Here is a 26396-nt window from a genome sequence, read left to right as displayed (position 1 = left end):
AACTGACGAGCTGACCTGACCGCCGTTTGGGCGCTCTCGGCCCGACTCATTTGGCCACCAGAGGGCTGGTGGGGCTTAGCCTTCAGCCGCTGCTGGAAACAGCAGGGTGGCCAAGATCACCGTGCCCAGGTCGAACGCCGCCAGGAACGTCAACCAGGTGGCCACCTCGGCGCTCCAGCCGCCTGTAAGCAGCAGGGTGGTGGCCTTGACGGTGGCAATCACCGCCGGCACCAGAATAGGAAAGGCCAGCGCGGGCAGCAGCGCCTCACGCGCGCGTAGATTGACGGTGATGCTGCCGTAAAAGGTTGTGCCCGAGGCAAAGCCCAGCACCCCCAAGGCGGCGGTCAGGGCCAGGGCCGCCCAGGGCACCGCACGCCCGGTCTCGGCGGCGCCAAACAGCACCAATCCCACCGGCAGGGTCAGGGCCGCCACCAGCAGCAGCGGCGGCAGCACCCCCAGCAACTTACCTAGATACAGTGCGCCGTGGGGGCCGGGGTAAGCCAGGAGCTGCTCAAGTGCGCCCGCCTCCTGTTCCTGGGCAAACGCCCGCTGGGCGCCTACCGCCGCCGCCAGGGCCAGCGCCGTCCAGATGGCCCCCGCCGCCAGCGCCGCCGTCTGGTCGGGCGTGCGCCCACCACCGCCCAGGGCCAGGCCCAGCACCAGCAGCACCAGCCCGGCAAAAAAAGCGGTGGCCAGCAGCGTGTCGCGCGTGCGGCCGGTCACCCGAAGGTCCTTGGCGGCCACGGTGGCGATGACCCGCAGGGCACTCAAGCGCGGTGCTCCTCGTGCAACTGGCCGCCCGCCAGCCGCAGGGTACGCGGCGCCACCGCCTGCGCCAGTGCCGGTTCATGGGCAGCAATGATGAGGGTGACCCCCTGGGCACGCAACTCGGTCAGCAGTTCCTGGACCAGGGCGCGGCCTCCCTCGTCCAGATTGGCGAAGGGCTCGTCTACCAGGGTCAGGGGGCGGGCCAGCAGGTGCGCGCGGGCCAGGGCCAGCCGCTTGCGCATTCCCGCCGAGAAAAAGCGGGCGCGGCGCTCGGCAGCCCCAGTCAGTCCAGTTCGGCGCAGGGCTCCGGCCACGTCGCCGCTTTGCCCGTGCATCTGCAGGGCAAAGCGCAGGTTTTCCGCGCCGGTCAGGTCGGGGTAGAGGCCACCGTCCACGGGCATCAGGTGGGTGACCCCCCGCACCGCCCGGCTATCGCGCAGGTCGTAGCCCAGCAGTCGGCCCTCGCCGCGTGTAGGCCGCAGGCCAGCGGCCAGCAGCCGCAGCAGTGTGGTCTTGCCCGCACCGTTCTCGCCCAGCAGGGTCACGCCCTGGCCAGCAGGAATGTCCACCTCCAGGCCACGCAAGACCGCCTCCCGGCCCAGTCTGAGCCACACCCCGCGCAGTTGCAGGGCATGCGAAGAGGCGGGTTCAGGTGGGGCTACCGTTGCACCGCCCCCGGCCTTCTTCACACCTGCAGCCATTCAGGCATCACGCTGTAAAAGAAGGTCGCCAGGCGGGTGAACTGTCCGCTCAGCATCAGCAGGCCCACAGCGACCAGCAGCGCGCCGCCCACCCGTTCAAAAATGCCGGCGTAACGGTTCATGCGACGCAGGTTGACCCGGTGCCACAGCAGCGCGGCCAGCAGGAAGGGCACGCTCAGGCCCAGGGTATAGGCGGCCAGCAGGCCTACGCCACTACCCAGGCTGGCGCTGCTGGCGGCCAGGCCCAGTACGCTGCCCAGCGTCGGCCCCAGGCAGGGACTCCAGCCAAAGGCAAAGGCTGCCCCCAGGGCCACCGGGCCGTAGCCGCCTGCGTTGGCCAGCGCGCGGGTGTCGCGCATCAGCAGGGGCAGGCGCACTGCGCCCAGCATCACCAGGCCAAAAAAGAGAATCAGAAGGGCCGACAGCTGGCCTAGTAGCGCCTTGTGCGGCGCGATCAGGGCACCCAGGCTGCTGGCTGTGGCGCCCAGCGCGATAAACACCAGCCCAAAGCCCAGGATGAACCCCAGCGCCCGGCGCCACGGCGCGCGTTCGCCGCCCAGCACCCCCAAATAACTGGGCACCAGCGGCAGCACGCAGGGACTGAGAAACGAGACCAGCCCCGCCAGAAACGCGACTGTGAGGGTCGGGGCAACCATGACGCGCAGTCTAGCGGCCACGCCCCAGGCCGCCTGTCCCGCAGCAGGAAAGTGTGCGTAAGGAATCGCTGAGGCCGCTTTAGCTGCACAGATGCGGGGGCAGGATTCAGCATCACCCTGAGCTTTTGTTGTTAAGAGCGCTGAGGCGAGAGGTTTTGCGCCCAGTAGTATTCGGTAGATGATGGTGCTTTTCTCTCGTCAATGCGTTGGAAAACCGCGCTCCATGCAAAGCATTGACAGCAGGCTGCACCGTCCAATCCGTGCTCTCGTCTGGTTCACTGCACAACCAAAGGAATGTCGGCGCCACTGGGCGAAGCCTGAGACTGGGACCGTTCTAAAGGCATAGCTCAGTCTGGAGCCCTATTCCAGCTGGCCGGTGAAGGTGCCTTCCCAGGCGTTCAGGATGCGGCCACCCTGCACCAGCAGCACTGTGGGATAGGCGCCCACCCGCAGTTTGCGGGCAAAGGCGGTGGCGGCCTCGCCGTCCCAGGCGCGCAGGCCGGCGGGCGCCGGGGTCTGTATTCCCTCGGCGTTGACGGCCCGCACCGGCAGTCCCGACGCCAGCACCGCGTCCCACAGGTCACCCAGGTCGCCGCAGTCGTGGCTGTAGACGACCACCACCTCGCGCTCGGCGGCGGTCCAGGGGTGGGCAGGCAGGCTCTCGCCCAGGCGAACACGGGCGTCGGCGGCCGACACCCCCAGGGTCAGCAGTAAGGTCAGCAGAGGCGCGCGGCGCAGTCGCATGGCGGTCATGATAGGCGCCCCAGGGCCGCAGTGCTTGGAGAATGGTGAGGGTCGGGTATATTCCGCGCCCGCCGGCTGTCGAATCGGTTCAGGCCAAGCGGATGGGCACAGCAGAGCGAGCAGGAGCAGGACGTGGTGCACGCAACTCGGTCCTATTCCAAATGTAAGCGGGAGAAGCCGTACTGGACGACTCCCGATCTCGTCGTCTGAAGCAGAGGCAAGAGCTGACGGAACTCGCAGGGGAGCGCCGCCTTCACTTCCGCCAGCCCTTCGAGCTGTGGACGTCACCTACAAGAAAGAGGAGGGCTGACGACCGCCCAGAGAACAGCAGTCGGCCGCCTGTCATTTGCAGACAGGCGGCCCGGTCTTGCTGAACTTACGGTGTGGCTGGGGCGCCCTGCGGTGAGGTGCCCTGCGGCTGAGCGGCCTTCAGGGCGGCCGGGTCAGGGGTTTCATCTTTCAGCGGGGCTGGCGCGGGGTCCGGGGCGTAGGCCGGCAGCGCCTGAAACTCCACGCGCCGCTGCACGATATTTTCGGGCGGCGTGAATTCGGTCGCCAGGCGGTTGGTCACGCGGTCCAGACTGACCAGTACGGTGTTCGGGTCGTCATAGGAAGCGTAACTGGTTTCGCGGAACTGCACAGGTGGAGGAGCGTCCTCCTGCACATCGGTGTTCGCCGCCCCCTGGAAACTCGGGTCGAGCACGGCCATCTGCACATTTGGCAGAAACTGCTGGTCCGGCGCCTCGACATACTGAATGCCTGGCGGCTCGCTGAACTGCCGCACCGCCTGGCCCTCGTGGGCCAGTTCCATCATGCGGCGCCAGATGGGGGCCGCCACATAGCCCGAGTAGTAGTAATCGGGGTTGGCACCGCCCTGCTGCCGGCCCACCCAGGCGGCGCCGGTGTACAGCGGCGTGGTGCCCACAAACCACAGGTCCTTCACGAAGTTGCTGGTGCCGGTCTTGCCGGCCACGGGCCACTCGCCAAACCGGGCGCGGGTCGCCAGGCCACCCTGAGCCTCGCTCATGTCGCCCACCACACCGCGAATCATGTCCAGGCCCAGCCAGGCAATCTGCGGGGTCCAGACGCGCGCCGGGCGCACAGGTTCGCTACCAGCGTCGTACAGTACCTCGCCGCGCGCATTCGTCACGCGCGTGACGTAGCGCGGCGCGCGGTACAGGCCGCCGTTGACAAAGGGGGCGTAGGCCGCCGCCATCTTGACGGGCGTGGTTTCCACAGCGCCCAGCGCGGCGGCCAGGCCGGTGCCGTCGTTGGTTTGCAGCCCCAGCTCGCGCAGCTTGCCGAAAAAGGTTTGCAGGCCAATGCGGTCAGCCAGGCGCACCGTGACCAGATTCAGCGAGCGGTCCAGCGCCTCACGAATGGTCATGTCGCGGTAGGTGGTCGCCCCCTCAAAATTCTGCGGCGCATAGACGCCGTTCTTACAGCCTGTGCAGGGGAAGGTAATGGGGCGGTCTTCCTCGCGGTGGGCCTGGCTCAGGCCGGTGGACAGCGCGGTGGTGTACAGCAGCGGCTTGATGGTCGACCCAATCTGGCGCTGGCCCTGCGCGGCGTTGTTCCAGTCGTCTGGCGGCTCGGTGCCGCGCAGCTTCTGGCCAATCATGCCCAGCACCTCGCCGGTATACGGGTTCAGGATGGTGGCCGCCAGCGTGGCGCCGGGCGGCAGGTAGGTGGTTTCGCGGCTGGCGGTTTCCACGGCGTTTTGCACCTTGGGGTCCAGGGTGGTGTAGACCCGCAGGCCCCCCGAGCCGTACACCTTTTCGCGGCCAAAGCGGCGCACCAGTTCCTGCTCGACCTGATGCACAAAGTGCGGGGCGCGCGTGCTGGTCACGGCCTTCAGTTCTTTCTGGCTGGCGTCCACCAGCCGGGCGCTGGTGATGTTGCCTCCAGCGTCGTACAGCACCTTCCAGCCTCTGGGCTGCACCGGTTCGCGCCACGCGGCGTCCATCTGGGTCTGGGTAATCCAGCCGTCTTGCACCATGCGCGCCAGCAGGATCTTCATCTGTGGGCGCACGGTCTTGTAGTTGGGGTAAAAGCGCCCAGGGCTGGGAACCAGCACCGTCAGGTACGCGCTCTGCGCCAGCGTCAAGGCGGCGGGCGTGGTTCTGAAATAGGCCTGCGCGGCCGAGTAGATGCCGTACAGCTCCACTGGCCCGCCGTCGCCCCAGTAAATGGCGTTCAGGTAGTTCTGAAGAATCTCTTCTTTGGTAAAGGAGCGCTCGACCTGCACGCTCAGCATCCATTCCTTGAACTTGCGGTCTGGGCTGCGCGCCTGCTGGTATTCCTCAAGCAGCAAGGTGTTTTTGATCAGCTGGTTGGTCAGCGTGGAGCCGCCCTGAACATTGTCCCCACGCGCCAGGCGCTGAAACTGCCGCCCAATGCCGTAGGGGTCCAGGCCGTAATGCTCGAAAAAGCGGCGGTCCTCGCTGGAAATTAGCGCGGCCACCATGAACGGGCTGATTTCATTCAGGTTGACAATCGTGCGGCTGATGGCCTGGTCGCCCACCTTGGGAATCAGGGTGCCCAGCGGCGTGTTGTCGCGGGCATACACGCGGGTTTCAGCGCCCAGCGAGCGCGTGAGGTTATCGAGTTCACGGTAGTCGGGCAGTTCGCGGTTCCACTTGACCGCGTAGGTGGCGGCCACGCCAACCCCAGCGACCAGGGCCGCCAGCACCAGCGAGGTGAGGAATTTCAGGAAACGGACAATATAAATCACGGCGGTCCTGCCTTTTTCTGCCGGCTGGTCGGTGCCGGACTGCCTAACGGCGCCGGGCTTCGATCAGCTGGTTGACGCGGCTGCGGAGATTTTTACCGGACAGCGGCTTGTACACGATGTCGTCGGCGCCCACCAGCTTGGCGTGGTCGCGGGTCTGGTCATCGTCAAAGCCGGTGAGCAGCAGCACAGGCGTATCGCGCAGCCGCTTGATGCGCTTGACCCGGGAACAGATTTCAAAGCCGTCCATGTGCGGCATTTTCACGTCCAGCAGCATGGCGTCGGGCGTGTGGTCTTTGAGGTAGTCGAGGGCCAGCCTGCCGTCCTGCACAGCCACAATTTCGTGCCCGTCTGCCGACAAAATGACTTCCAGCATGGTGCGGATGGCTGGTTCGTCGTCTGCGACGAGGATGGTATACGCCATGAGCCCCATGATAATGCAGGCCCGGTCCCTGCGCGTCACGGAGGCCGGTGTCCCCCAGTGGGCTGGTCTCCGACCTCTCCACATCTCAGTGGCACCGTTGGCCAGCCATAAGTGGCTGAGTGAAGCTCACGCCGCAGAAACAGGTGGGCGCCAAATGACCTCCAGGCGTGGCGGTGAGGTCGAGAACAAGAACCAAGCCGATGGACAGGTCTTGAGCGCAGGTCAAGCAGGAAGCGGTGCAGCAGACGACCCTGGAGTGGCGCCGCCCTGGGGCGAAGAAGTCAGTCTCTGGAAGAGACAGCGGCAGAAGTGGAAGTGAGGGGAATGTTTTGACCCCCTCAATGGGACTGGCAGCCGCTGTCAGGAAAATGCTGGCCCTCAGCCAAACTGGGTGTGGCGCAGGTCGGCCAGATACACGTCGTTGCGGCCTTGCCGCTTGACGCGGTACATGGCGGCGTCGGCGCGGGCTACCACCGCCTCGGGGTCCTCGCCCGCCTGGGCGGTGGCCACACCGAAGCAGGCGGTCACGCCGTCCACCGTGCCGTAGCGCGCCCCGCGCAGGTCGGCGCGCAGGGTATCGAGCAGCGCGCGCACCTGGCGGTCACGCTGCTCGGGCAAGATCAGCATGAATTCCTCGCCGCCCCAGCGGGCCGCCACACCGCCGCCTGGCAAATGCGCCTGGACTGCCCGCCCCACGCCCCGCAGCACCAGGTCGCCCGCCCCATGCCCGTGCAGGTCGTTGACCCGTTTGAAATGGTCCAGGTCAAAGAGCACCAGGGTGTAGGTGGCGCCGCGCGCGGTCAGTGCGGCCAGATGTTCCTCGGCGGCGCGGCGGTTGCCCAGGCCGGTCAGGGCGTCGCTGTAGGCCGCCGCGTGCGAGGCCAGCAGCTGCGTGCGCTGCGCTCCCAGCGTGGCCTGAAGGATCGTGAGCACTGCGCCCACCAGCAGAAACTGAAGGGAGGCCCCGGTCAGATCACCCCGGGCTTCGGCGGGCACAGTCAGCAGCAGATTCAGGCCGCACACCGCCGCCGACACCAGCAGCAGGCTGCCCGACAACCAGGTCGCGCGGCGCGGTGGGTAGACCAGAAACACCGCTACATACAGCACGGCGAACCAGTAGGTGTTTTCCATCAGGGTGCGGGAGGCTGGGGTCAGCACGCTGAATTGGTGGTTCAGCGCCAGCAGGAGGTAGGCGCCGGCCCCGATGAACGCGCCGCGAATAGCCCCAGGCAGCTGCAAAACGCCCAGCGACAGCAGCCCCTGAAGCCCCAGCAGGCCCAGCCCCAGGGCTGGCAGCGCCACCCGGTCAAGGGGATCGAAGCTGGGGGCCTGCATCCACAGGGCGGCGCCGCAGGCCAGGCTCGCCAGCCCCACCAGCCACGCGAACATGCGCCGCTGGGTGGTCCGCCAGGCGGCAGGCTCGGGCGGCGCGTCTGCGGCGGGGCGCGGCATCACCGCCGCCCTGGCCTGCAGGCAGAAGGCAGGGGCATCCACATAGAAATCCCCACAGTGTACCCCTGGTCTGGGCACGGCGGGCTGCACCTGTGCGCCGGGGCCGACCCTGGCAGAAAGGGGAGAGAACGCCCAAAAGCTGGCCTCACGGCTGGAGGCCAGCTGCCGATGAGCGGTCAGATGCTCACGCCTGCTTCTGTTTCTTTTGTGGTGGTGGAGAGAGCAGCCCTCTGATATGGGTGCCGTCTGTGATACTCAGCTATCGGAGCAAAACTGGTTTGCTCAAGCCAGGTCTAACCTCACCCTTTTCCAGGTTCGCCAGGAGTCAGCCTTTGGTGCAAACGGTGCAGCCGGCAGCCTACTTATTCCCGCAGTTCGTGGTGAACGCGGCAGCGGGCCTCGTAGCTTTCTTGGGCGCCCACCAGGACCACGGGGTCGCTCAGGCGGGCCGGCTGGCCACCAATCAGGCGCTGGGACCGGGTGGCCGGGGCGCCGCAGACTGTACAGATGGCGGTCAGTTTCTCCACGCTCTCGGCGCGGGCCAGCAGGTCGGGCATGGAGCCAAAGGGCTCGGCGCGGAAATCCAGGTCCAGCCCGGCCAGAATGACGCGCACGCCTACGCCCGCCAGTTCCAGGGCCAGCGGCACCACTTCTGGCCCCAGAAACTGCACCTCGTCAATGCCCACCACGTCGGGCAGAGAGCTGACGCCAGGGTCGCTGAGGAGGGCACCCTCACCGGCCAGGTGGGCGCGAATTTCGGCGGCGCTGCCCACCGCCAGGGCGGCCACGGTGCGCCCCGCGTGGCTGGCGACCTTGGACTCGTGGTAGCGGTCATCCAGCGCCGGCTTGAATACCTGCACGTTCTGGCGCGCAATCACGGCGCGGGTGACGCGGCGAATCAGCTCCTCGCTTTTGCCGCTGAACATTGGCCCGACGATGACCTCCAGGTGACCGCCGTGATAGGGAGACTTGAGCACGCAGGGGAGTATGGCAGATAGGGCCAGGTGAAGGGCGGCCCGCCACCAGTAAAAAAAGCCCCGCCGAAGCGGGGCAGAGAAGAGGCCAGCCGGCCTTACTTCTTCTTGGTGCGGTAGCTGTCGCCGAAGCGCTTGTTGAACTTGTCCACGCGGCCTTCGGTGTCCACGAAGCGCTCTTCGCCGGTCCAGAAGGGGTGAACGCCGCTCCAGACGTCTACGTGGATTTCGGGCTTGGTGCTCAGCGTTTCCATCACGACCTGGCCCTGGTAGATGATCTTGCAAGGAACGGTCCTGGGGTGGATGTCTTTTTTCATAGATGCCTCCTCCGCCACGTCTGCGCCCCAGTGCGGTGGCATGTGCGTAGCGGGCAACCCTGACAGTATACATCACCTGGGCTCAGTCTGCACTGGAAGCGACCAGAGACTTGATCAGACGGCGCAGGCGTTGTCTGCTGTGGCCACAACCCTCCCCCATACCCCCATTAACGACGCCAGATGGGACGTTTCAAACTTGACTATTTCAGTCGGTTTAGTTCAGCATGCTTCAGTTATGTTGAAATCCCTGACCACCGTGACCTTGCTGCTGCTGGGCACCGCTTCGGCCCAGAGCCTGACCCTCAAGCACGACGAGGGCAGCGCCACTGTCAAGAAGGACCCCAAGCGCGTCGTTGTCATGGACGAAGAAGCCCTGGGCTGGCTGGCCGCGCTGGGCGTCAGTGACCGTGTTGTGGGCCTGGGCAGCACCTACTTCACGCCGGCTGACCTGAGCGCCGGCAAGCTGAAGCCTGAAGTCCTGAAGCAGGGCTTTTATGGCCGCGTCAAGCTGAATAGCCCCGCGTACATCGGCGACTGGATTACGCCCAACCTGGAAACCATCACGGCCCTGAAGCCCGACCTGATTGTCCGCATCACCTGGAAGGGCAACCAGAACTACGACAAGCTGACCAAGATTGCCCCCACGGTCGGCTACGCCGAAGACAGCCTCAGCTTCTGGCAAAAGGGCCTGCGCGACCTGGCCAAGGTGTTTGGCAAGCAGGTCGAGGCCGAGCGCGTCATCAAGCAGGTGGCCGACACCAACCGCGCCAACGCGCGCAAGCTGCTGGCGGCAGGCGTGTTCCGCAAGTATTCCAAGGTGGTTGTCGTGGCGCCCTTTGCGGGCGGCAGCAACTGGCTGTACACCGACGTGCGCCTGATCCCCGACCTGCGCACCCTGGGCTTCAAGGACGGCATCAAGGCCAAGGAAACGACGCTGGGCGTCGGCTCGGCCATCAGTGACGAGGCGCTGCTGGGGCTCGACAAGCAGACACTGGTCGTGCTGTTTCCCCCCGGCGGCAAGTACAACGGCGCCGAGGCCTTCTTGAAGACCCCCGTGGGCCAGCGCCTGAAAGACCAGAGCATCGTCTATGTCCCTGAGGACTTCAGCCCCTACAGCGGGCCCCTCATGAGCATTCACAACAGCAACGCCCTAACCAAGATGATTCTGGAGAAGGTGAAGTGAAGCGGCTGCTGGCCTTGCTGGCGCTGGCGGGCGGCGCCTCGGCCTCGGCGGCCTGCGCGGGGCGCGAGATCACGCACTCGCTGGGCACCTCCTGCGTGCCGGCCACCCCCAAGCGTGTGATGGTGCTGGAATGGACCTACGCCGAGGACGTGCTGGCCCTGGGCGTGCAGCCGGTCGGAATGGCCGACATCGCCGGCTACCGCGAGTGGGTCAATATCCCCGTGGCTCTGGCGGCCTCGGTGCAGGACATCGGCACCCGGCAGCAGCCGAGCCTTGAGAAAATCCGCGCCCTGAAGCCCGACCTCATTCTGACGGCCAAGCTGCGCTCGGCCCAGAATTACGCGCAGCTGGCGGCCATCGCGCCCACCGTGGCCTTTGACCCCTACGCGGGCGCCTCGCAGTACGGCGAGATGCGCTCGACCTTTACCACCATCGGCACGCTGCTGAACCGCCAGAACACGGCCCGGCAGGTTCTGAGTAACCTCGACGCCCGCCTGGCGCGCGTGGGGCAGGACCTGAAGGCGGCGGGGCGCGCCCGCGAAACCTACGTGCTGGCCCAGGCCTACACGGGCCGGGGCGGCGCCGCCACCATGCGCCTGTTTACCGGCAACAGCATGGTCAGCGAGGTCATGGAGAAAATCGGCCTGGTCAACGCCTGGAGGGCGCCGGCCCAGCCCTACGGCTTTTCGGAAGTCAGCCTGGAGCCGCTCTCGGCCCTGAACACTGCCAACTTCCTGTATGTCACCCAGAAAGAGGACAACGTGTTTGCGGCGCCCAGCCTCCGGCCGCTGTGGCAGGGGCTGCCCTTTGTGAAGTCGGGCCGCACCTACGCCCTGAATGAAAAGACCTGGACCTTCGGCGGCCCCCTGAGCGCCCTGACCCTGGCCGGCGAAATCAGCCGCGCCATGCTGGGCCGCTGACCATGACGGCCGCTCCCCGCCTGCCGCTATGCGCCGACGTGTCGCGGGGGCTGAACGAAGACCCCATCGGCACGGCCTCCCACTGGCAGGAAGTCACGGTGCTGGAACTGGACGTGCCGGTGTGGGCGCGCGTGCGCGACGTGGCGAACTGGACCCCCGAGCAAAGCGGCCTCTTCGAGCGGCTGCGCGGCAAGGTCGAGGCGTCGGGGGCGGGGTTTGGCCTGCTGATGAGTGCGCCGCGCGTTCCGGGGCAGCCGCTGCGGGTGCGGCACTACACGCTGGGGGCCGGGGGCTATCGCCGGCGCGACTACCACAGCGAGCTGCCGCAGACCGAGTGGGCGCGCGGCCTGACCGACACCCTGCTGGACCGTGAGAACCTGGGCGGGTGGCAGGAAGAGGAAGCGCCCGCAGGCCCCGACCTGCACGTCTGCACCCACGGCACGGTGGACGCCGCCTGCGGGCGCTACGGCGTGCCGGTGTTTCAGCGGCTGGGCGAGGCAGGGGTGCGCGCCTGGCGCACCGGGCACTTTGGCGGGCACCGCTTTGCGGCCACAGCCGTGGAGCTGCCCACGGGCCTTATGTGGGCGCACCTGACCCCCGAGCTGGCTGTGCGGGTGGCCCAGCGTGAGGTGGCCCCGTCCGAGGCCGCGCGGCACCTGCGCGGCTTTGCGGGGCTGCCGCCGCTGGCCCAGGCCGTGGACCGCGAACTGCTGCTGCGCCACGGCTGGGCCTGGCTGAGCGCCGAGCGCCGCGCCCAGGTGGACGGCCAGCACGTCACCCTGAGCTACACCTGGCAGGGCGTAAGCGGCGAGGTGCGCGCCGTGGTGGGCCACAGCCTCCTGAGCGTGCCGGGGTCCAGTCACAAGCCCGATTACGGCGAGGTCAAGCAGTATCAGGTGGCGTGGGCATGACCCGGCCCCTGGCGCAGCCGACCCGCCGCGTCTCGTGGCGCCCGCTGTGGTTGCCCCTGGGCGCGGCGCTGCTGGTCTTCGTGGTGCTGGCCTCGCTGGCGCTGGGGGCCACTGACCTGCCGCTGGCACAGGTGGCGGCCCTGCTGTTTGCCCCCAACGACTCTACCGAAAGCCTGGTGGTGCATACCCTGCGCCTTCCGCGCACGGTGGTCGCGGCGCTGGCCGGCGCCGGGCTGGGCGTGTCGGGGCTGATGCTTCAGGCCGTGACGCGCAACCCGCTGGCCGATCCCGGCATCCTGGGCGTTGAGGCCGGCGGCGCGCTGGCGATTCTGGTCATGGTGGTTTTCTTTCCGGCGGTGCCGGGCTGGCTGTTCGTGCCGGCCGCCTTTCTGGGAGGCCTGCTGGCCGCCACGGCCGCTTACAGCGTGGCGCGGAGCGTGGGCATTACCCCGCTTCGGCTGGCGCTGGCCGGGGTGGCGGTGGCCAGCCTGGTGGGGGCCGCCAGCCGCGTGATTCAGATTCTGTGGGAACAGCGGGCGCAGGGCGCACTGTTCGCCCTGTCTGGTAGCGTGGCGGGCCGCACCTGGGAACACGCCGCGCAGATTGCGCCCTGGATGATCGGCGGCCTGCTGGCCGCGCTGCTCCTGACCCCCCGGCTCAATATCCTGGCCCTGGGAGAGGACGTAGCGCGCAGCTTAGGCGCCCGCCTGGAACGCGACTCGGTGCTGGTCACGGGGCTGGGCGTGCTGCTGGCCGCCGCTTCGGTCAGTGTGGTGGGGCCGGTGGGCTTCGTGGGCCTGATTATTCCTCACGCCGCGCGCACCCTGGTGGGGGCAGATCACCGCCTGAGCCTGCCGCTGGCGGCCCTGCTGGGCGCCGCATTCCTGGTGGTGGCCGATATCGCCGCCCGCCTGGTGGACAAGCCGGCCGAAACGCCCGTGGGCATTCTGGTGGCCGCTGCTGGCGCGCCCTTCTTCGTTCTGCTGGCCCGCCGTGTGGGCCAGAAATAACCTCAGAGGTCTGTGATGAACAAGTTCAGTCGTTTCTCGGTGCTGTCCGCGCTGGCCCTGGTGGCCTCGGCGGCGGCCGTAACCGTGCGCCATGAAGGCGGCACCCTGACCCTGCCTGCCCCCGCTAAACGGGTGGTGGCGCTGGAATACTCCTTCCTGGACACGCTGGTGGCCCTGGGCGTGAAGCCGGTGGGCGGCGCGCTGGGCAACCAGGGCGGTGACCGGGGCGCGCCCCCCTACCTGGCGCCCTTCATGCAGGGCGTTCCTGCCACCGGCAGCCGCGCGCAGCCCAGCCTGGAAGCCATCGCGGCGGCCCGGCCTGACCTGATTCTGGCCGACGCCTTTGTTCACAAGGCCACGCTGCCGCAGTTTGGGGGCCTGGCGCCCACTGCCGCTTTCCAGAGCCGCCGGGGCAGCACCGACGACCTCGGTGCCCAGACCCTCCTGATTGGGCAACTGGTGGGGCGCGAGGCGGCGGCCAAGCGCCTGCTGGCCGACCAGGCGAGCCTGATTGGCAAGGCCCGCGCCTTTGCCAAGAAGGGCGCGCCCGCCTTCGTAACGGCCGTGGTCACGCCGCAGTCCCTGACCGTTCACACCAACCAGAGTTTTGTGGGCAGCTTTCTGGAAGACCTGGGCCGCAAGAATCTGGTGCCGGTCAAGGGTGACCAGACCCAGTACGAGCTGTCCCTGGAAGGCCTGGTGGCCCTGAACCCCCAGACGCTGGTGCTGTTCACGGCCCCCGATGAAACCCCCATCACCGAAACCTGGAAAAAGAGTCCTTTGTGGCAGAAACTGCCGGCCGTGGCGCGCGGGCGCGTGTATGTATTTAACCGCGACAACTGGACGCGCGGCCGGGGCCCGCTGGCCCTGAAACTCATGGTCGCCGAGGCCATCGAGAGCCGCCTGCTGCAAGACGCCGCGCCGGCTGGGCGTTTCCGCCTTCCGTGAGCCCCCTGTGACCACGGCCCCCCGCTTTACCACCGCCCGCGCCCTGGCCCTGAGTCTGGGCCTGGCGGCGCTGGCCCTGGTCCTGTCGGTGCTGGCGCTGGGGGTTGGCGCCGTGCAGACCCCGGCGGCCGACGTGGTGCAGGTATTGCTGGGCGGCGGCGACGACCTGACCCGGCAGCTGGTCATCGACCTGCGCGCGCCGCGCATCGTGGTGGCGCTGCTGGCCGGGGCCATGTTTGCGGCGTCCGGCGCCATGATGCAGGGCGTTATTCGGAACCCGCTGGCCTCACCGGACATCATCGGGGTGGGGGCGGGGGCGGGGCTGGCGGCCACCATCTTTCTGCTCGCCTGGCCCTCGGCGCCCCCAGGTGGCCTGCCCTGGGCGGCCCTGGTGGGCGCCTGGGCGGGCTTTGGGCTGGTGCTGGCGCTGGCCCGCGACTGGACTGGCCCGCAGTCCGGCAGCCTGCATCCGGTGCGCCTGGCGCTGGTGGGTGTGGCGGTGGCGGCGGCGCTGGGCGCGGCGCAGCAGTTAGTCATCGTCCGGGCCCCCGACGGGCTGGGGTCGGCCCTGACCTTTCTGACCGGCACGGTCTACGGCGCCGACGCGGCCCGCGCGGCCCGGCTGCTGCCCTGGGCGCTGGTGTTGCTGCCTGCCGCGCTGCTCCTGGCCCGCACCCTGGATGTCTTGAACCTGGGTGAGGATCTGGCGACCTCGCTGGGTACGCGCGTGAACGCCGCGCGGCTGCTGTGCCTGACGGTGGCGGTGGCGCTGGCCGGGGCCGCCGTGACGGGCGCCGGGATTCTGGGGTTCGTGGGCCTGCTGGCCCCGCATGTGGCCCGGCTGCTGGTGGGCGCGCGCCATTCCCGGCTGCTGCCGGTGTCCATGCTGCTGGGCGCCGCCCTGGTGCTGGCCGCCGATACTCTGGGCCGCTCCCTGCTGCCCCCCATCGAGGTGCCTGCCGGGATTTTCACCACCCTGGTCGGGGCGCCGTATTTTCTGTATCTGCTGAGAAAGGCGAGGTGAGTGGTCAGTGGAACGCAGGGGACGAGTGGCGCCTCAGCCGGCCAGCAGCCGTCGGCAGACTCTGGCTCACCCCCCGGAGCACCCAGTTCACCCTTTCGTTCTTCACTCCCTGCCCTTAAGGACCCCATGACCAACCCTCCTCTTTCGACCAGCGACCTGCGACTCGGCTACGGCCAGACCGTCATCGTGCCGGGCCTCAACCTGCATCTGAAGGGCGGTCAGGTCACGTCCATCATTGGGCCCAACGGCTGCGGCAAAAGCACGCTGCTGCGCGCCCTGGCGCGGCTGTTGCCGGTGGGAGGCGGAAGTATCGAGCTGTACGGCCAGGCGCTGCACGCCCTGCCCAGCCGCGAAGTGGCCCGCCGCCTGGCCATTTTGCCGCAGGGACCCACCGCGCCCGAGGGCCTGAGTGTCGAGGAACTGGTGTGGTTTGGCCGTCACCCGCACCAGGGCCGCTTTCCTGTGCGCCGCACCGAGGACCGTGAAGCCGTGGACTGGGCGCTGGACCAGACCGGGATGCGCGTTTTTGCCGGCCGCTCTCTGGAAGCCCTGAGCGGCGGGCAGCGCCAGCGCGCCTGGATTGCCATGAGCCTGGCCCAGCAGACGGACATTCTGCTCCTGGACGAGCCGACCACCTACCTGGACCTGTCGCACCAGCTGGAGGTGCTGCACCTGGCCCAGCGCCTGAACGCCGAACAGGGCAAGACCGTGGTGATGGTCCTGCACGACCTCAACCAGGCCGCGCGCTACAGCCACGAAATTGTGGCCATGTCGGGCGGCGAGATTTATGCCCAGGGCGCCCCAGAAGACGTGCTGACCCACGAGCTGCTGCGCGACGTGTTTCATCTGCGCGGCCACATCATCCCTGACCCTGATACCGGCAAGCCGCACGTGATTCCCTACGCCCTAACGCGGTAGAGAAGGGCAGCTGGGTCAGGGCGAGGGCCTTGACCCACGGAAAAGAAGAAGGCTCGTCAGCACTCTCCCAGAGACCCGTTGGGAAGCTATCTTCCAGCAGCCTTCTGACGAAGCTTCGCTGTACTCGCCTCAGCGCCACCTTGGGACTAACCCTGAGGTGGCGCTGGGTTTTCCTCTCAGGGCGTCTGGCTGGCTCCGGCTCTGGCCTGCTCAAGCACCCTAGGCAGCTGCGCCGCACAGGCCCAGGTGCGCGTCCAGCCGGGCCAGTCGTGGCCCAGCCGCAGGGCCGGCAGGAGGGCCGAGGGCACCTCCAACCCCCGCGCACCGGCAATCGCCCCCGCCACGCAGGCCACGGTGTCGCTGTCGTCGCCCAGCAAAACGGCCGGCTCAATGCACGCCCACCAGTTGGCGCGGCGGCCGTGGGCCAGCGCCGCTTCCAGGGTGTCCAGCACATACCCGCTTTGCGAGACCACGGCGCCCGCCAGCCCCGAACGCACGCGGGCGCGCACCGCTGCGCGGGCTTCACGGTCAGCGGCGCGGAAAGCCGCGTGTGCCGCCTGGGTCTCCAGGCCCAGTACCCCGGCGTCCAGCAAGGCCGCGCGGGCGTCAAAGGTGTCCATGATGGCCAGGGCGGCCTGAGCAGCCTCCTCATAGGCGGCGCCCTGGGCCAAGGCTGCCAGCAATGCCGTCAAGAACACCGAGGCGTGCACGCAGCGGGGGTCAGTGTGCGTCAGGGCCGTGACCACCGCCGATTCGGTGGCCAGGGCCGCGCCCTCAAAGCCCGCCAGCCACACCGCCGCCACGCGCATCAGGCCGCCGTTGCCCGCTGAGGCGTGGCCGCTGCTGCTCCAGGCCCGCGCGCCGCCGTCCAGCGTGCCGGCCCCCAGGCTCAGCGCCTGCCGGGTCAGGCCGCCCACATCGGGCGGTCCAGTGGACAGCCACTCGCGCAGCGCCGCCAGCACGCCCGCGTGGCCCTGGCCCCGGCGGTAGCCCAGCAGGGTGGCCACGACCATCTGGCTGTCGTCAGTGGCCTCGCCGGGGGCGAAAGCAAAAACGCTGCCCGGCTGGTAGCTGCGAAAGAGGGGGCCGTACTGCGCCGCAATTGCGGCGGGGGTTTTGAACTCGGTGGCGGCGCCCAGGGCGTCGGCCGCGCACAGGGACAGCAGTGTGGTCAGGGGCCGGTCTGGGCGCGTCACGCTGGCCATGCTGCCACAGCCTCTAGCCGGGCGTGCGGTAGCCCACCAGGCATGCCCCCGGTGGGCAGCCTCTGGCTTCCCCCAGACAGGGGCCTTACACTGAGGGACATATGGTGCGCGGTGACCTGGCAGTCTTTCCGTTTCTGTCCGTGATGCAGATGTTCCTGACCAGCGGCCGGGCGGGGCGCCTGAACGTGGACCACATTCGCGGCGGGCAGCTGTGGCTGGAGCGCGGCGAGATTGTGCACGCCGAGGCCGGGCGGCTGCGCGGTGACAACGCCCTGCAGTTCATGGCCAGTCTGGACGGCGGCGCCTTTACCTTCGAGGTGGGGCAGGTGCCGCCCACCCGCACCCTGAGCCTGCGCCGCGACAGCGCCCTGCGCCGCCTGATTGAAGACAGCGAGGGCTGGGCCGCGCTGTCACGCACCTTTCCCGACTGGAACCAGCGCCTGCGCCTGAGTGCCAAGTGGAACGACGCCCAGCCCGTCACCCGCACCCAGTACCGCGTGCTGAACCTGGTGGGCGACAGCGCCAATATTCGCGCCCTGCTGGAGCGCTCGCCCGAGTCGCCGCGCATGACTTTAGAAACCCTGCGGCCCTTTTTGCTGGCGGGGCTGGTGGAGCTGGGCTAGGCCGCCTGGCCAGCGTTTCTTATGACTTCTGCACACAAGGCCGGCCCATTCAGGCATGATGGGCGGCAGCGGAGGACTCATGAGCGCCATCACCCGGAACGACCGCAGCAGCCCCGAACCCCGTGAGGACTTTGGCCGGGAAGGCCAGGTGCGCCCAGCGGCGGCTGTGCAGACGCACCCCAGCTGGCGCGAGCAGGACCATTACGACCTGTGGGTCGAGTGGCAGCAGCGGGACTCAGGGGGGCGCTGGCACCCGCACCAGCCGGTCACGCACCGCACCTTCCGCACCCGCGAGGACACGCTGCTGCACGCCGAGCGCCTGATTAACCGGGGCGACTTTCCCATGCAGGGCGGCAGTTCGGCCGCGCCCGTGACGCTGCTGCGCAACCGCCGCGCCGCGCTGCTGACGGCCTTCCGCGAGGCCGAGGGCGACGGCGTGACCCTGATTCGTGAGGCGCTGTTCCCGGTGGGCGAGTACGCCCTGAGCCTGCGCGTCACCTGTGACCGGGTGGCGGACCCGGTGCGCGCCGCCTTTGCCAGCGCCGCCAATCCCCTGCGCAGTCTGGCCGGGCAACCCGTGCGCCTGACCGCCCTGATCGAACACCCCTACGATGTCCTGGCCCGCGCCGAGGGCGTGCTGGAACTGGGCGAACGCACCGCCCGCCTGGGCACCGACACCCAGACCTTTGCGGCGGGGGCGACCGTACAGGGGGTACCCTACCGCAGCGCCACCGTGACCGTGCCGCGCGGCCTGCTGAAAAAGCCGCTGCTGTACCGCTACGAGCTGGCCCCCAGCGAGGAGCGCTAGGCCCTCAAATCGGTCAGGGCGCTCAGGGGCACCTCGCCCCGGTACAGCACATGCGGCACGTCCATCCACAGGATGAGGGGATCGCCCGGCAGCAACTGCCGGAGCCGGGCCAGCGTTTCGGCGGGTGGCAGCGTGAACTGGCTCAGCCCTTCTGGCGTGTAGGGCCGTTCGTCGGCCGGGTCGGGAGGCGGCCTGATGCCGTCTGGCCAGGGCCGCACCAGCCGCACGCAGGCCCGCGCCGGGTCCAGCGCTGAGGCCGGCAGCGACCAGAACCGCACGGATGGCACGGCCCGTCCCGTGCTCCGCACCGCGTCCAGCAGGGGGCCCGGATGCACCGGCGCGAAGAACAGTACGTCGTTCCACAGGCAGTTCAGGCGCTCCACCCGTTCGGTCAGCAGGGCCTGGCGCCCGGCGTACTTGGCCACTTCACGGGCGTAGACCTCGGGGTGAAGGTCACGCAGCCGGTTCAGAGGCCACAGGCGGTCGCCGCGCACGTCCCGCACCGCGCGGTGGTACAGGGTCAGGCCGGCCCAGTCATGTTCTGGCATCTGCTCAGGGTGCCGGCTGGGGGGCCTGGGCGCCTATGGGCCAGGAGGCGGATTGAAAACGCCCCCGCGCGGCGCGTAGACTCCCAGGCAGCAGTGACCGGGAAGAGTAACCGGGACAGCCACCACAGGAAGCCCGCCCCGCGACTGAGAGGGCCGGCGGAAACGGCACCCGGCGAACGTCGCCCGCGAGCATGAGGGAAGAACGGCCCGCCAGCCTGCCGGCGGCCCACTAGACCCCTCCGGGTGCGCCCGGCACAGCGCGCGCAAAGTGCCCCCGCCGCCAGTGGGGGAAACGCGGTGGTACCACGGGACCTGTTTTCGTCTCGTCCGCATCCGGCCTACGCCGGCGGACGGGACGTTTTTTCGTTGTCTGGAGGAGGCAGCCATGACCACAGCACAGACCACTGGATATGAATTGCCGCTGCCAGAAGCGGCAGCGCTGGCCGAGCAGCGTGGCTGGCGCCAGCGGGTCCTGACCTACGTCACCCGCGCGCCCCACGAACTGCTGGTCTTTGAGCACCCGCCCATGTACCCCGACGCAGGCATTCAGGTGCCGGCGGGCGGGGTAGACCCCGGCGAGACCCCGGCTGAGGCGGCGGTGCGCGAAGCCTGGGAAGAAACCGGGCTGAGGCTGTCGGGTCCCGTGCACCTGGCGTCTTTTCACTGGACGCGCCGCCAGGAGACGGGCGGTGAGACCTCGCAGGTCTGGCACTACTTCTGGCTGGCCGCGCCGCCGGCCACCCCCGACGACTGGCCCCATGTCGTGACTGCCGGCGAGACCGACGCCGGCATGACCTTCCACTGCCGCTTCGTGCTTCAGGCTGACCACGGCCTGATTCCCGGCTTCGGGTATGAAGCCGCCCTGCCCCATCTGCTGACCCTGGCCGACCCGGAGCCCACCCCACAGGAGCCTTGCCATGACTGACCTCACCCAGACCCCCGACGCCCCCGAGACCGACGCCTCCACCCTGGCCAAGCAGTTTGACCCGCAGGCCATCGAGCCGGGCTGGGCGTCTAAATGGCGCACCGAGCCGTTCCGCGCCGACGCCACCAGCGGCAAAGAGCCCTTTACCATCGTGATTCCGCCGCCCAACGTGACGGGCAACCTGCATCTGGGGCACGCGCTGGACAACACCCTCATTGACACCCTGATTCGCTACAAGCGCATGCAGGGGTTCGAGGCGCTGTACCTGCCCGGCATGGACCACGCGGGTATTTCCACACAGGTGGTTGTGGAGCGGCAACTGCGTGACCAGGGCACCTCGCGCCACGACCTGGGCCGTGAGGGCTTTCTGGAGCGGGTCTGGACCTGGAAGGCCGAGTCTGGGGGCATGATTCTGAATCAGCTCTCGCGCCTGGGCGTGAGTGCCGACTGGACCCGTGAGCGCTTCACGATGGACGAGGGGCTGTCGCGCGCCGTGCGTCACCAGTTCGTGCGGCTGTACCACAGCGGCTTCGCCTACCGGGGCGAGCGCATCGTGAACTGGGACCCGGCGGCGCAGACCACCCTCTCGGAACTGGAAATTGACCGTGAAGTCCGCAAAGGGAAGATGTCCACCCTGTCGTACAAACTGCGTGACCCCCAGGCGGCGCCCAGCAACGGCGAGGCCGGCGAAATCCGCATCGCCACCGTGCGCCCGGAGACCATCTTTGCCGACCAGGCGATTGCCGTTCACCCGAATGACCCCCGCTTTGCCCACCTGATCGGTCAGGAGGCGCGCATTCCCCTGACAGAGCGCTACGTGCCCATCATCGCCGACGAGGCCGTCGAGATGGAATTTGGCGTGGGCGCCCTGAAAATCACGCCGGCCCACGACCCCACTGACTTTGAGATTGGCGAGCGGCACGGCCTGGCCCGGCCCAGTGTCATTGATCTGCACGGCAATCTGACCAGTGAGCTGGTGCCCGCCGAGTTCCGGGGCCTGGAGCGCTTCGCCGCCCGTAAGGCCGTGGTGAAGGCCCTCACCGAGTCCGGCGACCTGCTGGAAGAAAAGGACCACGACACGGCCATTGGCCTGTCCGAGCGCACCAAGGTGCCAGTCGAGCCCATCGTGAGCGAGCAGTGGTTCGTGAAGATGAAGCCCTTTGCCGAGCAGGTGCTTGCAGGGCTGGACGCGGGCGACATCCAGCTGACCCCCGAGCGCTATGCCAAGGTCAACCGCGACTGGCTGGAGAACATCCGCGACTGGAACATCTCCCGGCAGCTGTGGTGGGGCCACCAGATTCCGGCCTGGTACGACGAAGAGGGCAATCTCTACGTGCCCGACCCCGAGACCCCCGACCTCGACTGCGACCAGGACCCCCGCTACGCCCACCTGACCCTGCGGCGCGACCCCGACGTGTTTGACACCTGGTTTAGCAGCAACCTGTGGCCCTTTTCCACGCTGGGCTGGCCTGACACCGACCACGAGGACTTCCGCAAGTTCTACCCGACGCAGGTGCTGGTGACCGGCTACGACATCCTGTTCTTCTGGGTGGCCCGCATGCAGATGGCGGCCTACGGCCTGACCGGCCAGGCGCCGTTCAAGACGGTGATGCTCCACGGCCTGTACCTGGACAGCAAAGGCCAGAAGATGTCCAAGAGCAAGGGCAACGGCCTGGACCCCCTGGAGCTGTTTGACCAGTACGGCGTGGACGCCAGCCGCTTTGCCTTCGCCTTCCTGTCGACCGGCGGGCAGGACATCAAGCACGACCCCCGGCGCTTTGAGCAGGGACGCAACTTTGCCAACAAGCTGTGGAACGCCGCGCGCTTTGCCCTGCTGCGCCTTTCAGAGGCCCTGCCCAACCTGCAAACCGCAGGCAGCGACGAGGACGAGGCGCTCATTCGGTACGTGCAAAGCGCCCTGGACGACACTGCCGGCGAGGCCATGCGCAGCCGCGACGCGATTGACGCCGTGCGCGCCCGCCCCGACCTCTCGCTGGCTGACCGCTGGATTCTCTCGCGCCTGAACGCGGTCACCGCCGAGGCCAGCGCCCACCTGGACGACTTTGACATTGGCGCGGCCATTCGCACCCTCTATGCCTTTACCTGGGACGAGTTCTGCGACTGGTACATCGAGGCGGCCAAGCCCGCCCTGAGTGAGGGCAAACTGACCACCCTGGTCACGCTCAAGGCCACCCTGGAACACATCCTGAAGCTGCTGCACCCCTTCATGCCGTTTGTGACCAGCGAACTGTACGCGGCTCTGGGCCACCGCCGTCAGGTGGCGCTGCACAACTGGCCCCGCCCCGAGGCCACCCTGCATGACGCCGAGGCCGAGGCGGCCTTTGAGGCCCTGCGCGCCGCGGTGGCCGCCGCCCGCAGCCTGAAGAGTGAACTGGGCCTCAGCCCGCAAGACCGCCTGAATGTGGTGGTCGAAGGCGACCTGGCCGCCACCGTCCACGACAACGCCCGCGTGGTGGAAGGCATGGCCCGTGTGGCCCTGGTGCCCAGCCTGGACGGCCGCACCCTGTCGCTGCCCCTGCGCGGCGTGACCGTGCGCGCCCCCCTGGAAGGCACCGTGGACATTGCCGACTGGGTGGGCAAGCAGAAAAAACGCCTGGTCGAGTTTGACAAGCAAATCAAACAGGCGCAGGGCAAGCTGGGCAACGAGGGCTTTGTGGCCCGCGCCCCTGCCGAGGTAATCGAGGAAGAAAAGCGCCGCGTGGTTGACTTCAGCGCCCGGAAAGAGAGGCTGGAGCAGGTCTTGGCCCAGTTCGCGTAAGACCGGTCCCTGGTCCCGCTTCCAGCTGCGGCTGGGGGCGGGGCCTCTTTTTTTACCGCCTCGGTCAAGCCATCTGTGCTATCTGAAAGGACCATGCGGCGCTTTCTCTTCACCACCATTCTGCTCTTGGCCGGTGCTGGGCAAGCGGTTCCCCTCACCGTCTGGACGTCCTACGTGGCGGGTGACCGTCACTGGCTGGAGACAGAGGCCCAGGCGTTTACGGCGCGCACGGGTCACCGCGTTCAGGTGCGCCAGATTCCCTTTGATGAACTGGGGCCCCGTTGGCAGGCGGCAGGCCGTGCGGGGCCGGATGTGGTGGTGGGGGTCCCTGACGAGTGGCTGGGGGCCGTCATCGGGCTTGCCGCGCCCCTGACCCCGCAGGGGACGCCGGACGCGGCGGGTCAGCAGGCCTTTACCTCTGAGGGCCAACTGTTGGGCCTGCCCCTCATGGCCGAGGCCCTCGCACTGGTCTACAACGCGGAGCTGGTGCCCAGACCACCGGCAACCTGGGCCGAATTGCGCCAGGTCATGAGCGAACAGGTCCGGGCGGGCCGCTTGGGGCTGGCCTCTGATCTGCAAGACCCTTATACGCAGGCCGGCGTCTTTGAAGCGTACAGTGCGCCAGTGTTCGGCCTGAAGGCGGGCCGCCTTGGTCCAGCCGACTTGGGCCTGGCCACCGCAGGGGCGGTGCAGGCCGGCACCTTTTTGCGGGAATTGGGGCAGGTAGAGGGCCTGGCGGGCACCCTCGATGATGCGGCGGCGCAGAAAGCGTTCACGAGTCGGCGCCTGGCCCTGTGGCTGACGGGGCCCTGGAATTTCGGTGACCTGCAGCGGACTGGACTGGACGTGCGTTCCGTGCCGTTGCCAGCGCCGCCCGGCGCCCCCGAGGCGTGGCAGCCGTTCGTGGGCCGGCAGGCGGCGATGGTCGCGGCCAGCAGTGCCCACCGCGCCGAGGCGACCGCACTGGCCCGCGCCTTAACGACGGATGAGGCGCAGTTGACGCTGTTTCAAGCGGGTGGCCGCCTCCCGTCCAGCCCGGCGGCGCGGGCCGCGGCGATCGAGAACAATCAGGCGCTCAGCGGGTTTGGGGAAGGCATCCGCCGGGGCGCGCCAGTGCCCAAGATCTCGGCCATGACTGCGGTGTGGCGGCCGTGGGCCGAGGCGCTGCGCCAGCTTCAGGCCCAGCCGGATCAACCCGTGCGCGCCATTCTGGATCAGGCGGTTCAGAGGATCAGGGCCGCGCTTCAGCCGTGATACGGACTCCGACCGTCCTCGGGCAGACTGCTGGGTAGAATCCGAGTGGCCTTGGACAGCGGCGCCGCAGGCTTGAAAAGCTCCGCAGGAGGTCGAGCAGGAAAAGGTGTGGATTTCGCCAGATGCAGGCGCAGCCGGTGCCTTTCCGGCTGTGCTGCAATGAAGTGTCATACGGACTCCGATTGAATCGAGCAGAATGCTCGCTGAAATCCGAGCGGACTTGGAAAGCTGCGCAGCAGAGCGAGCAGGAACAGCTACGGATTTCGCGATATGGAAGCGCAGGCGGTGCCTGTCTTTGCTGTGCTGCAATTCAGCGGAATCCGCATCAGTTCGTCTGAGGGGTCAGCGGGGGTGGGCCTGCGGCTGCGCCCAGTTCAAATCGCTGTGTAAATACGGTGGCAAAGCTGAATCCCGCCACCTGCCAGAACCACACGCTGCTGACCAGGAAGCCCACGCCACCGGCCAGCAGGCCCAGAAAGGAGCAGGCCAGGGCACACAGCACGACGCCCCAGGCGTGCCAGTAGGCCCGGCCGCCTTCGTGGACCCGGCGCAGCGCCCGCCAGGGGTCAAAGATTTCGCGGAGGTCGAGGTTCAGGCAGTAGTGGGTCATGTAGCCGGGCACGGCGGCGGTGGCCAGCACCCACAGCAGCGCCGCCAGCAGGTGCAGCGCCGGGCTGTGCAGGCCCCAGGCCAGCGCCTCGGCGGCCAGGGCGGGGCTGTGGTACTGCACCATGCCCAGAAAGGTCAGCCAGCCGTGGCGCAGCAGCGTGCCCCAGCCGGCCCAGTCCCAGCCCTGGCGCCCCCAGGCCGGCCACGCGGGCCAGGCGGGTTGGCCTCTGTGCATGGCGTGAACGAGGGCGATGCGGTGCCCCATGTTCAGCAGCCAGCCGAGCGGAAAGACCAGCAGCAGGGCGGCCCCCAGCAGCACCTCCCGGCGGGCCTGGGCATGCTGCACAGGAAACCGGAACGAGCTGCGCAGGCTCAGGGGCGTGGCCAGGGTCACGGGCGGCGAGGTGGGCGTCACCCATGCAGTCTGGCGTGGCCAGGCGCCGGGGGCGACCGCAGTTGTGGCCCCGGCCCGCTATGCTGCCCACATGGCCGCCACCCTGATGCTGCTCGTGGGCTTGCCCGGCGCCGGAAAGACCACGCTGGCGCGGCAGCTGGAGACTGGGCGCGCGGCCCTGCGCCTGACTCCCGACGAGTGGATGGCGCCGCTGTTCGGCGCGGGTGAGGCTGGGGAACAGCGCTGGCTGCTGGAAAGCGACCTGCTGTGGAACGTGGCGGCGCGGGTGCTGACCCTGGGGATGAGTGTCGTGCTGGACTACGGCTGCTGGGCCCGCCAGGAACGCGACCTGTTCCGGGCGCGGGCGGCGGCGCTGGACGTGGCGTTCGAGCTGCATGTGCTGGAGGTGCCGCTGGAGACCCTGTGGGCGCGGCTGGACGCGCGCAACGCGGCCCTACCGCCCCACACTTTCCCTGTCACCCGCGCCGAACTGGAGACCTGGGCTGGGTGGTATGAGGGGCCCGACCACGCTGAGCTGGCCCCCACCACCCAGCCGCCCTACCGGGCCGTCGTTCACCGGTGGCCGGCATGAGTCCGGCCACCCTCTCGGCTCTGGCCGATTGGCTGGGCGCCTACCTGGCCGAGCCTCAGCCCCTCAAGCGCCCCGGCCCAGAGGCAGTGACCCGCCTGGCCCTGGCGCTGGAACCGGGAGAACTGCCCACTGACCTTCAGGCGGATGCCCTGTTTCTGCACCGCTCGCGCGGGGTGGGGGAGGGCTGGCCGGGGCTGGGGGTGCTGGGCGCCCACGACGGCTTTGACCTGCACCTGACCACTGGGCCGAACCGCGTGCTGGCGGCGCGACTGGGCTGGACGGCGGTACAGCTGCTGCACTGGGAAGGCCAGCCAGCCGGACTGCTGGCCACGGCGCCTCAGGCCAGCTGGGAGGAGTTGCGGGCCGCCCTTCACGCCGAACTGGGCGGTGAGGATGAGGCCCTGGCGCCCAGGGAGCCCGTGGCAAGGCCGCTGCGCGTAGCGCTGATGAACCGCCTCAGTCCGGGCACCGTGACGCTGGCGGCGGCACAGGGGGCGCAGGTCTACCTGACAGGGCAGCAGCGGCCCTCGGCCCTCGCGGCCGTGCAGGCGGCGGGCCTGGGTCTGATTGCCCTGGGGCACCGCCGCACCGAGTGGTGGGGACTGGGGCAGTTGGCTAACCAGCTGCGCGCCGCGTTTCCGGGGCTAGAAACCAGCCTGTACGGCGCGGTCAGGTGAGTGACTCCTATCTATCCTGAGGCTTGAAGGAACGTCAGTCGCGTGACACTGGATGTCGATTTAGACAGAGCGCCCTGCGCCGTCTTCCTTCAAAGCCACTCGTTCTGGCCGGCAACTTCTTAGTCGGCCTCTGTTTCAAACGCCCACATTCTGGAAAGTCTCTGAATTACCAACGCATGCCCGGAACCCTTATTCCTTAATGCCCCAAAGGCTCTCGGACACGTCTGGAACAGTCATTCCGTCTAGATCCTTCTCAGGCGTTCTGGAAGCTACGGTGAGCAGCTTCGCCCCGGAGTTGTAC

General features: G+C 68.3%; 26 protein-coding genes. 14 read left to right on the top strand and 12 right to left on the bottom strand.

The genetic code is table 11. From position 1 onward, the window contains the following. Positions 1-75: 75 nt before the first annotated feature. The 9 genes from K7W42_RS12360 to rpmE all read right to left on the bottom strand — a co-directional run bounded on the left by K7W42_RS12360 (position 76) and on the right by rpmE (position 8767). On the bottom strand, positions 76-762 hold the full coding sequence (locus tag K7W42_RS12360; RefSeq protein ID WP_157457692.1) for a heme exporter protein CcmB: 687 nt from the start codon (positions 760-762) through the stop codon (positions 76-78). 5 nt (positions 763-767) lie between these two features. Next, on the bottom strand, positions 768-1469 hold the full coding sequence (locus tag K7W42_RS12355) for an ABC transporter ATP-binding protein (protein ID WP_224575009.1): 702 nt from the start codon (positions 1467-1469) through the stop codon (positions 768-770). Continuing rightward, positions 1454-2125 (bottom strand): cytochrome c biogenesis CcdA family protein, encoded by a 672-nt coding sequence (locus K7W42_RS12350; RefSeq protein WP_224575008.1) that lies wholly within the window; start codon positions 2123-2125, stop codon positions 1454-1456. The genes K7W42_RS12355 and K7W42_RS12350 overlap by 16 nt, the downstream gene beginning before the upstream one ends. 360 nt (positions 2126-2485) lie before the next feature. Continuing rightward, a complete protein-coding gene (locus tag K7W42_RS12345) occupies positions 2486-2869 on the bottom strand; it encodes a penicillin-binding protein (RefSeq protein WP_157457534.1) in 384 nt (127 codons plus the stop codon). A 376-nt stretch (positions 2870-3245) separates the two neighbouring features. Continuing rightward, the gene (locus K7W42_RS12340; protein WP_224575007.1) at positions 3246-5603 is read right to left on the bottom strand and encodes a transglycosylase domain-containing protein; all 2358 of its coding nucleotides are present in this window, start codon (positions 5601-5603) and stop codon (positions 3246-3248) included. 43 nt (positions 5604-5646) lie between these two features. Beyond that, complete coding sequence (locus K7W42_RS12335; protein WP_157457694.1) at positions 5647-6033, bottom strand: response regulator; 387 nt, start codon at positions 6031-6033, stop codon at positions 5647-5649. A 369-nt stretch (positions 6034-6402) separates the two neighbouring features. Then, on the bottom strand, positions 6403-7518 hold the full coding sequence (locus K7W42_RS12330; protein ID WP_224575006.1) for a GGDEF domain-containing protein: 1116 nt from the start codon (positions 7516-7518) through the stop codon (positions 6403-6405). Between the two features lie 320 nt (positions 7519-7838). Then, positions 7839-8453: a thymidine kinase gene (locus K7W42_RS12325; RefSeq protein WP_224575005.1), complete on the bottom strand. Its 615-nt coding sequence runs from the start codon at positions 8451-8453 to the stop codon at positions 7839-7841. A gap of 95 nt (positions 8454-8548) precedes the next feature. Further along, a complete protein-coding gene (gene rpmE, locus K7W42_RS12320) occupies positions 8549-8767 on the bottom strand; it encodes a 50S ribosomal protein L31 (protein WP_224575004.1) in 219 nt (72 codons plus the stop codon). 235 nt (positions 8768-9002) lie between these two features. On the opposite strand from rpmE, the gene K7W42_RS12315 reads away from it, so the two are divergent. The 7 genes from K7W42_RS12315 (at position 9003) to K7W42_RS12285 (ending at position 15681) form a co-directional block, all read left to right on the top strand. Then, positions 9003-9950, top strand: coding sequence for an ABC transporter substrate-binding protein (locus tag K7W42_RS12315; RefSeq protein ID WP_224575003.1), 948 nt, complete (start codon positions 9003-9005; stop codon positions 9948-9950). Beyond that, positions 9947-10870 (top strand): ABC transporter substrate-binding protein, encoded by a 924-nt coding sequence (locus K7W42_RS12310; RefSeq protein ID WP_224575002.1) that lies wholly within the window; start codon positions 9947-9949, stop codon positions 10868-10870. The genes K7W42_RS12315 and K7W42_RS12310 overlap by 4 nt, the downstream gene beginning before the upstream one ends. Before the next feature lie 2 nt (positions 10871-10872). After that, complete coding sequence (locus K7W42_RS12305; protein WP_224575000.1) at positions 10873-11781, top strand: sucrase ferredoxin; 909 nt, start codon at positions 10873-10875, stop codon at positions 11779-11781. Beyond that, positions 11778-12791 carry a FecCD family ABC transporter permease gene (locus tag K7W42_RS12300; RefSeq protein ID WP_224574999.1) on the top strand — a complete coding sequence of 338 codons (1014 nt, stop codon included), beginning with the start codon at positions 11778-11780 and terminating at the stop codon, positions 12789-12791. Before K7W42_RS12305 ends, K7W42_RS12300 begins: the two co-directional genes overlap by 4 nt. A 15-nt stretch (positions 12792-12806) precedes the next feature. Beyond that, entirely contained in the window at positions 12807-13739 is a 933-nt protein-coding gene (locus tag K7W42_RS12295) for an ABC transporter substrate-binding protein (RefSeq protein ID WP_157457539.1), read from the top strand. A gap of 7 nt (positions 13740-13746) precedes the next feature. After that, complete coding sequence (locus K7W42_RS12290) at positions 13747-14763, top strand: FecCD family ABC transporter permease (protein ID WP_224574998.1); 1017 nt, start codon at positions 13747-13749, stop codon at positions 14761-14763. Between the two features lie 126 nt (positions 14764-14889). Then, complete coding sequence (locus tag K7W42_RS12285; RefSeq protein WP_224574997.1) at positions 14890-15681, top strand: ABC transporter ATP-binding protein; 792 nt, start codon at positions 14890-14892, stop codon at positions 15679-15681. Between the two features lie 176 nt (positions 15682-15857). Here the strand turns inward: K7W42_RS12285 and K7W42_RS12280 are convergent, their stop codons facing one another. Continuing rightward, positions 15858-16877: an ADP-ribosylglycohydrolase family protein gene (locus K7W42_RS12280; protein WP_439648862.1), complete on the bottom strand. Its 1020-nt coding sequence runs from the start codon at positions 16875-16877 to the stop codon at positions 15858-15860. Between the two features lie 110 nt (positions 16878-16987). Between K7W42_RS12280 and K7W42_RS12275 the strand changes: the two genes are divergently transcribed. Both K7W42_RS12275 and K7W42_RS12270 read left to right on the top strand, forming a co-directional pair. Continuing rightward, positions 16988-17509, top strand: coding sequence for a DUF4388 domain-containing protein (locus tag K7W42_RS12275; RefSeq protein ID WP_157457543.1), 522 nt, complete (start codon positions 16988-16990; stop codon positions 17507-17509). Positions 17510-17588: 79 nt separating this feature from the next. Next, positions 17589-18317, top strand: coding sequence for a hypothetical protein (locus K7W42_RS12270; protein ID WP_224574995.1), 729 nt, complete (start codon positions 17589-17591; stop codon positions 18315-18317). On the opposite strand, the gene K7W42_RS12265 is transcribed toward K7W42_RS12270, so the two are convergent. Next, the gene (locus tag K7W42_RS12265) at positions 18314-18865 is read right to left on the bottom strand and encodes a hypothetical protein (RefSeq protein WP_224574994.1); all 552 of its coding nucleotides are present in this window, start codon (positions 18863-18865) and stop codon (positions 18314-18316) included. The genes K7W42_RS12270 and K7W42_RS12265 overlap by 4 nt on opposite strands. A gap of 385 nt (positions 18866-19250) precedes the next feature. Here K7W42_RS12265 and K7W42_RS12260 point away from each other — a divergent pair, with 385 nt between their 5' ends. The 3 genes from K7W42_RS12260 to K7W42_RS12250 all read left to right on the top strand — a co-directional run bounded on the left by K7W42_RS12260 (position 19251) and on the right by K7W42_RS12250 (position 23823). Beyond that, positions 19251-19790: an NUDIX hydrolase gene (locus K7W42_RS12260; RefSeq protein ID WP_224574992.1), complete on the top strand. Its 540-nt coding sequence runs from the start codon at positions 19251-19253 to the stop codon at positions 19788-19790. Then, positions 19783-22569 (top strand): valine--tRNA ligase, encoded by a 2787-nt coding sequence (locus tag K7W42_RS12255; protein WP_224574990.1) that lies wholly within the window; start codon positions 19783-19785, stop codon positions 22567-22569. The genes K7W42_RS12260 and K7W42_RS12255 overlap by 8 nt, the downstream gene beginning before the upstream one ends. Before the next feature lie 93 nt (positions 22570-22662). Next, a complete protein-coding gene (locus K7W42_RS12250) occupies positions 22663-23823 on the top strand; it encodes a sugar ABC transporter substrate-binding protein (protein WP_224574988.1) in 1161 nt (386 codons plus the stop codon). Positions 23824-24148: 325 nt separating this feature from the next. Here K7W42_RS12250 and K7W42_RS12245 read toward each other — a convergent pair whose 3' ends face one another. Then, positions 24149-24847 carry a hypothetical protein gene (locus K7W42_RS12245; protein ID WP_224574986.1) on the bottom strand — a complete coding sequence of 233 codons (699 nt, stop codon included), beginning with the start codon at positions 24845-24847 and terminating at the stop codon, positions 24149-24151. A 70-nt stretch (positions 24848-24917) separates the two neighbouring features. Here K7W42_RS12245 and K7W42_RS12240 point away from each other — a divergent pair, with 70 nt between their 5' ends. Both K7W42_RS12240 and K7W42_RS12235 read left to right on the top strand, forming a co-directional pair. Further along, positions 24918-25418 (top strand): P-loop nucleotide/nucleoside kinase family protein, encoded by a 501-nt coding sequence (locus K7W42_RS12240; protein WP_224574984.1) that lies wholly within the window; start codon positions 24918-24920, stop codon positions 25416-25418. Further along, complete coding sequence (locus tag K7W42_RS12235; protein WP_224574983.1) at positions 25415-26095, top strand: Nif3-like dinuclear metal center hexameric protein; 681 nt, start codon at positions 25415-25417, stop codon at positions 26093-26095. The genes K7W42_RS12240 and K7W42_RS12235 overlap by 4 nt, the downstream gene beginning before the upstream one ends. The last annotated feature ends 301 nt before the right edge of the window (positions 26096-26396 follow it).

The organism is Deinococcus betulae, assembly GCF_020166395.1.
Lineage (GTDB): Bacteria > Deinococcota > Deinococci > Deinococcales > Deinococcaceae > Deinococcus > Deinococcus betulae.
The sequence above is the reverse complement of the archived record's forward strand: the minus strand, read 5'-3'. Positions and strand labels throughout refer to the sequence as shown.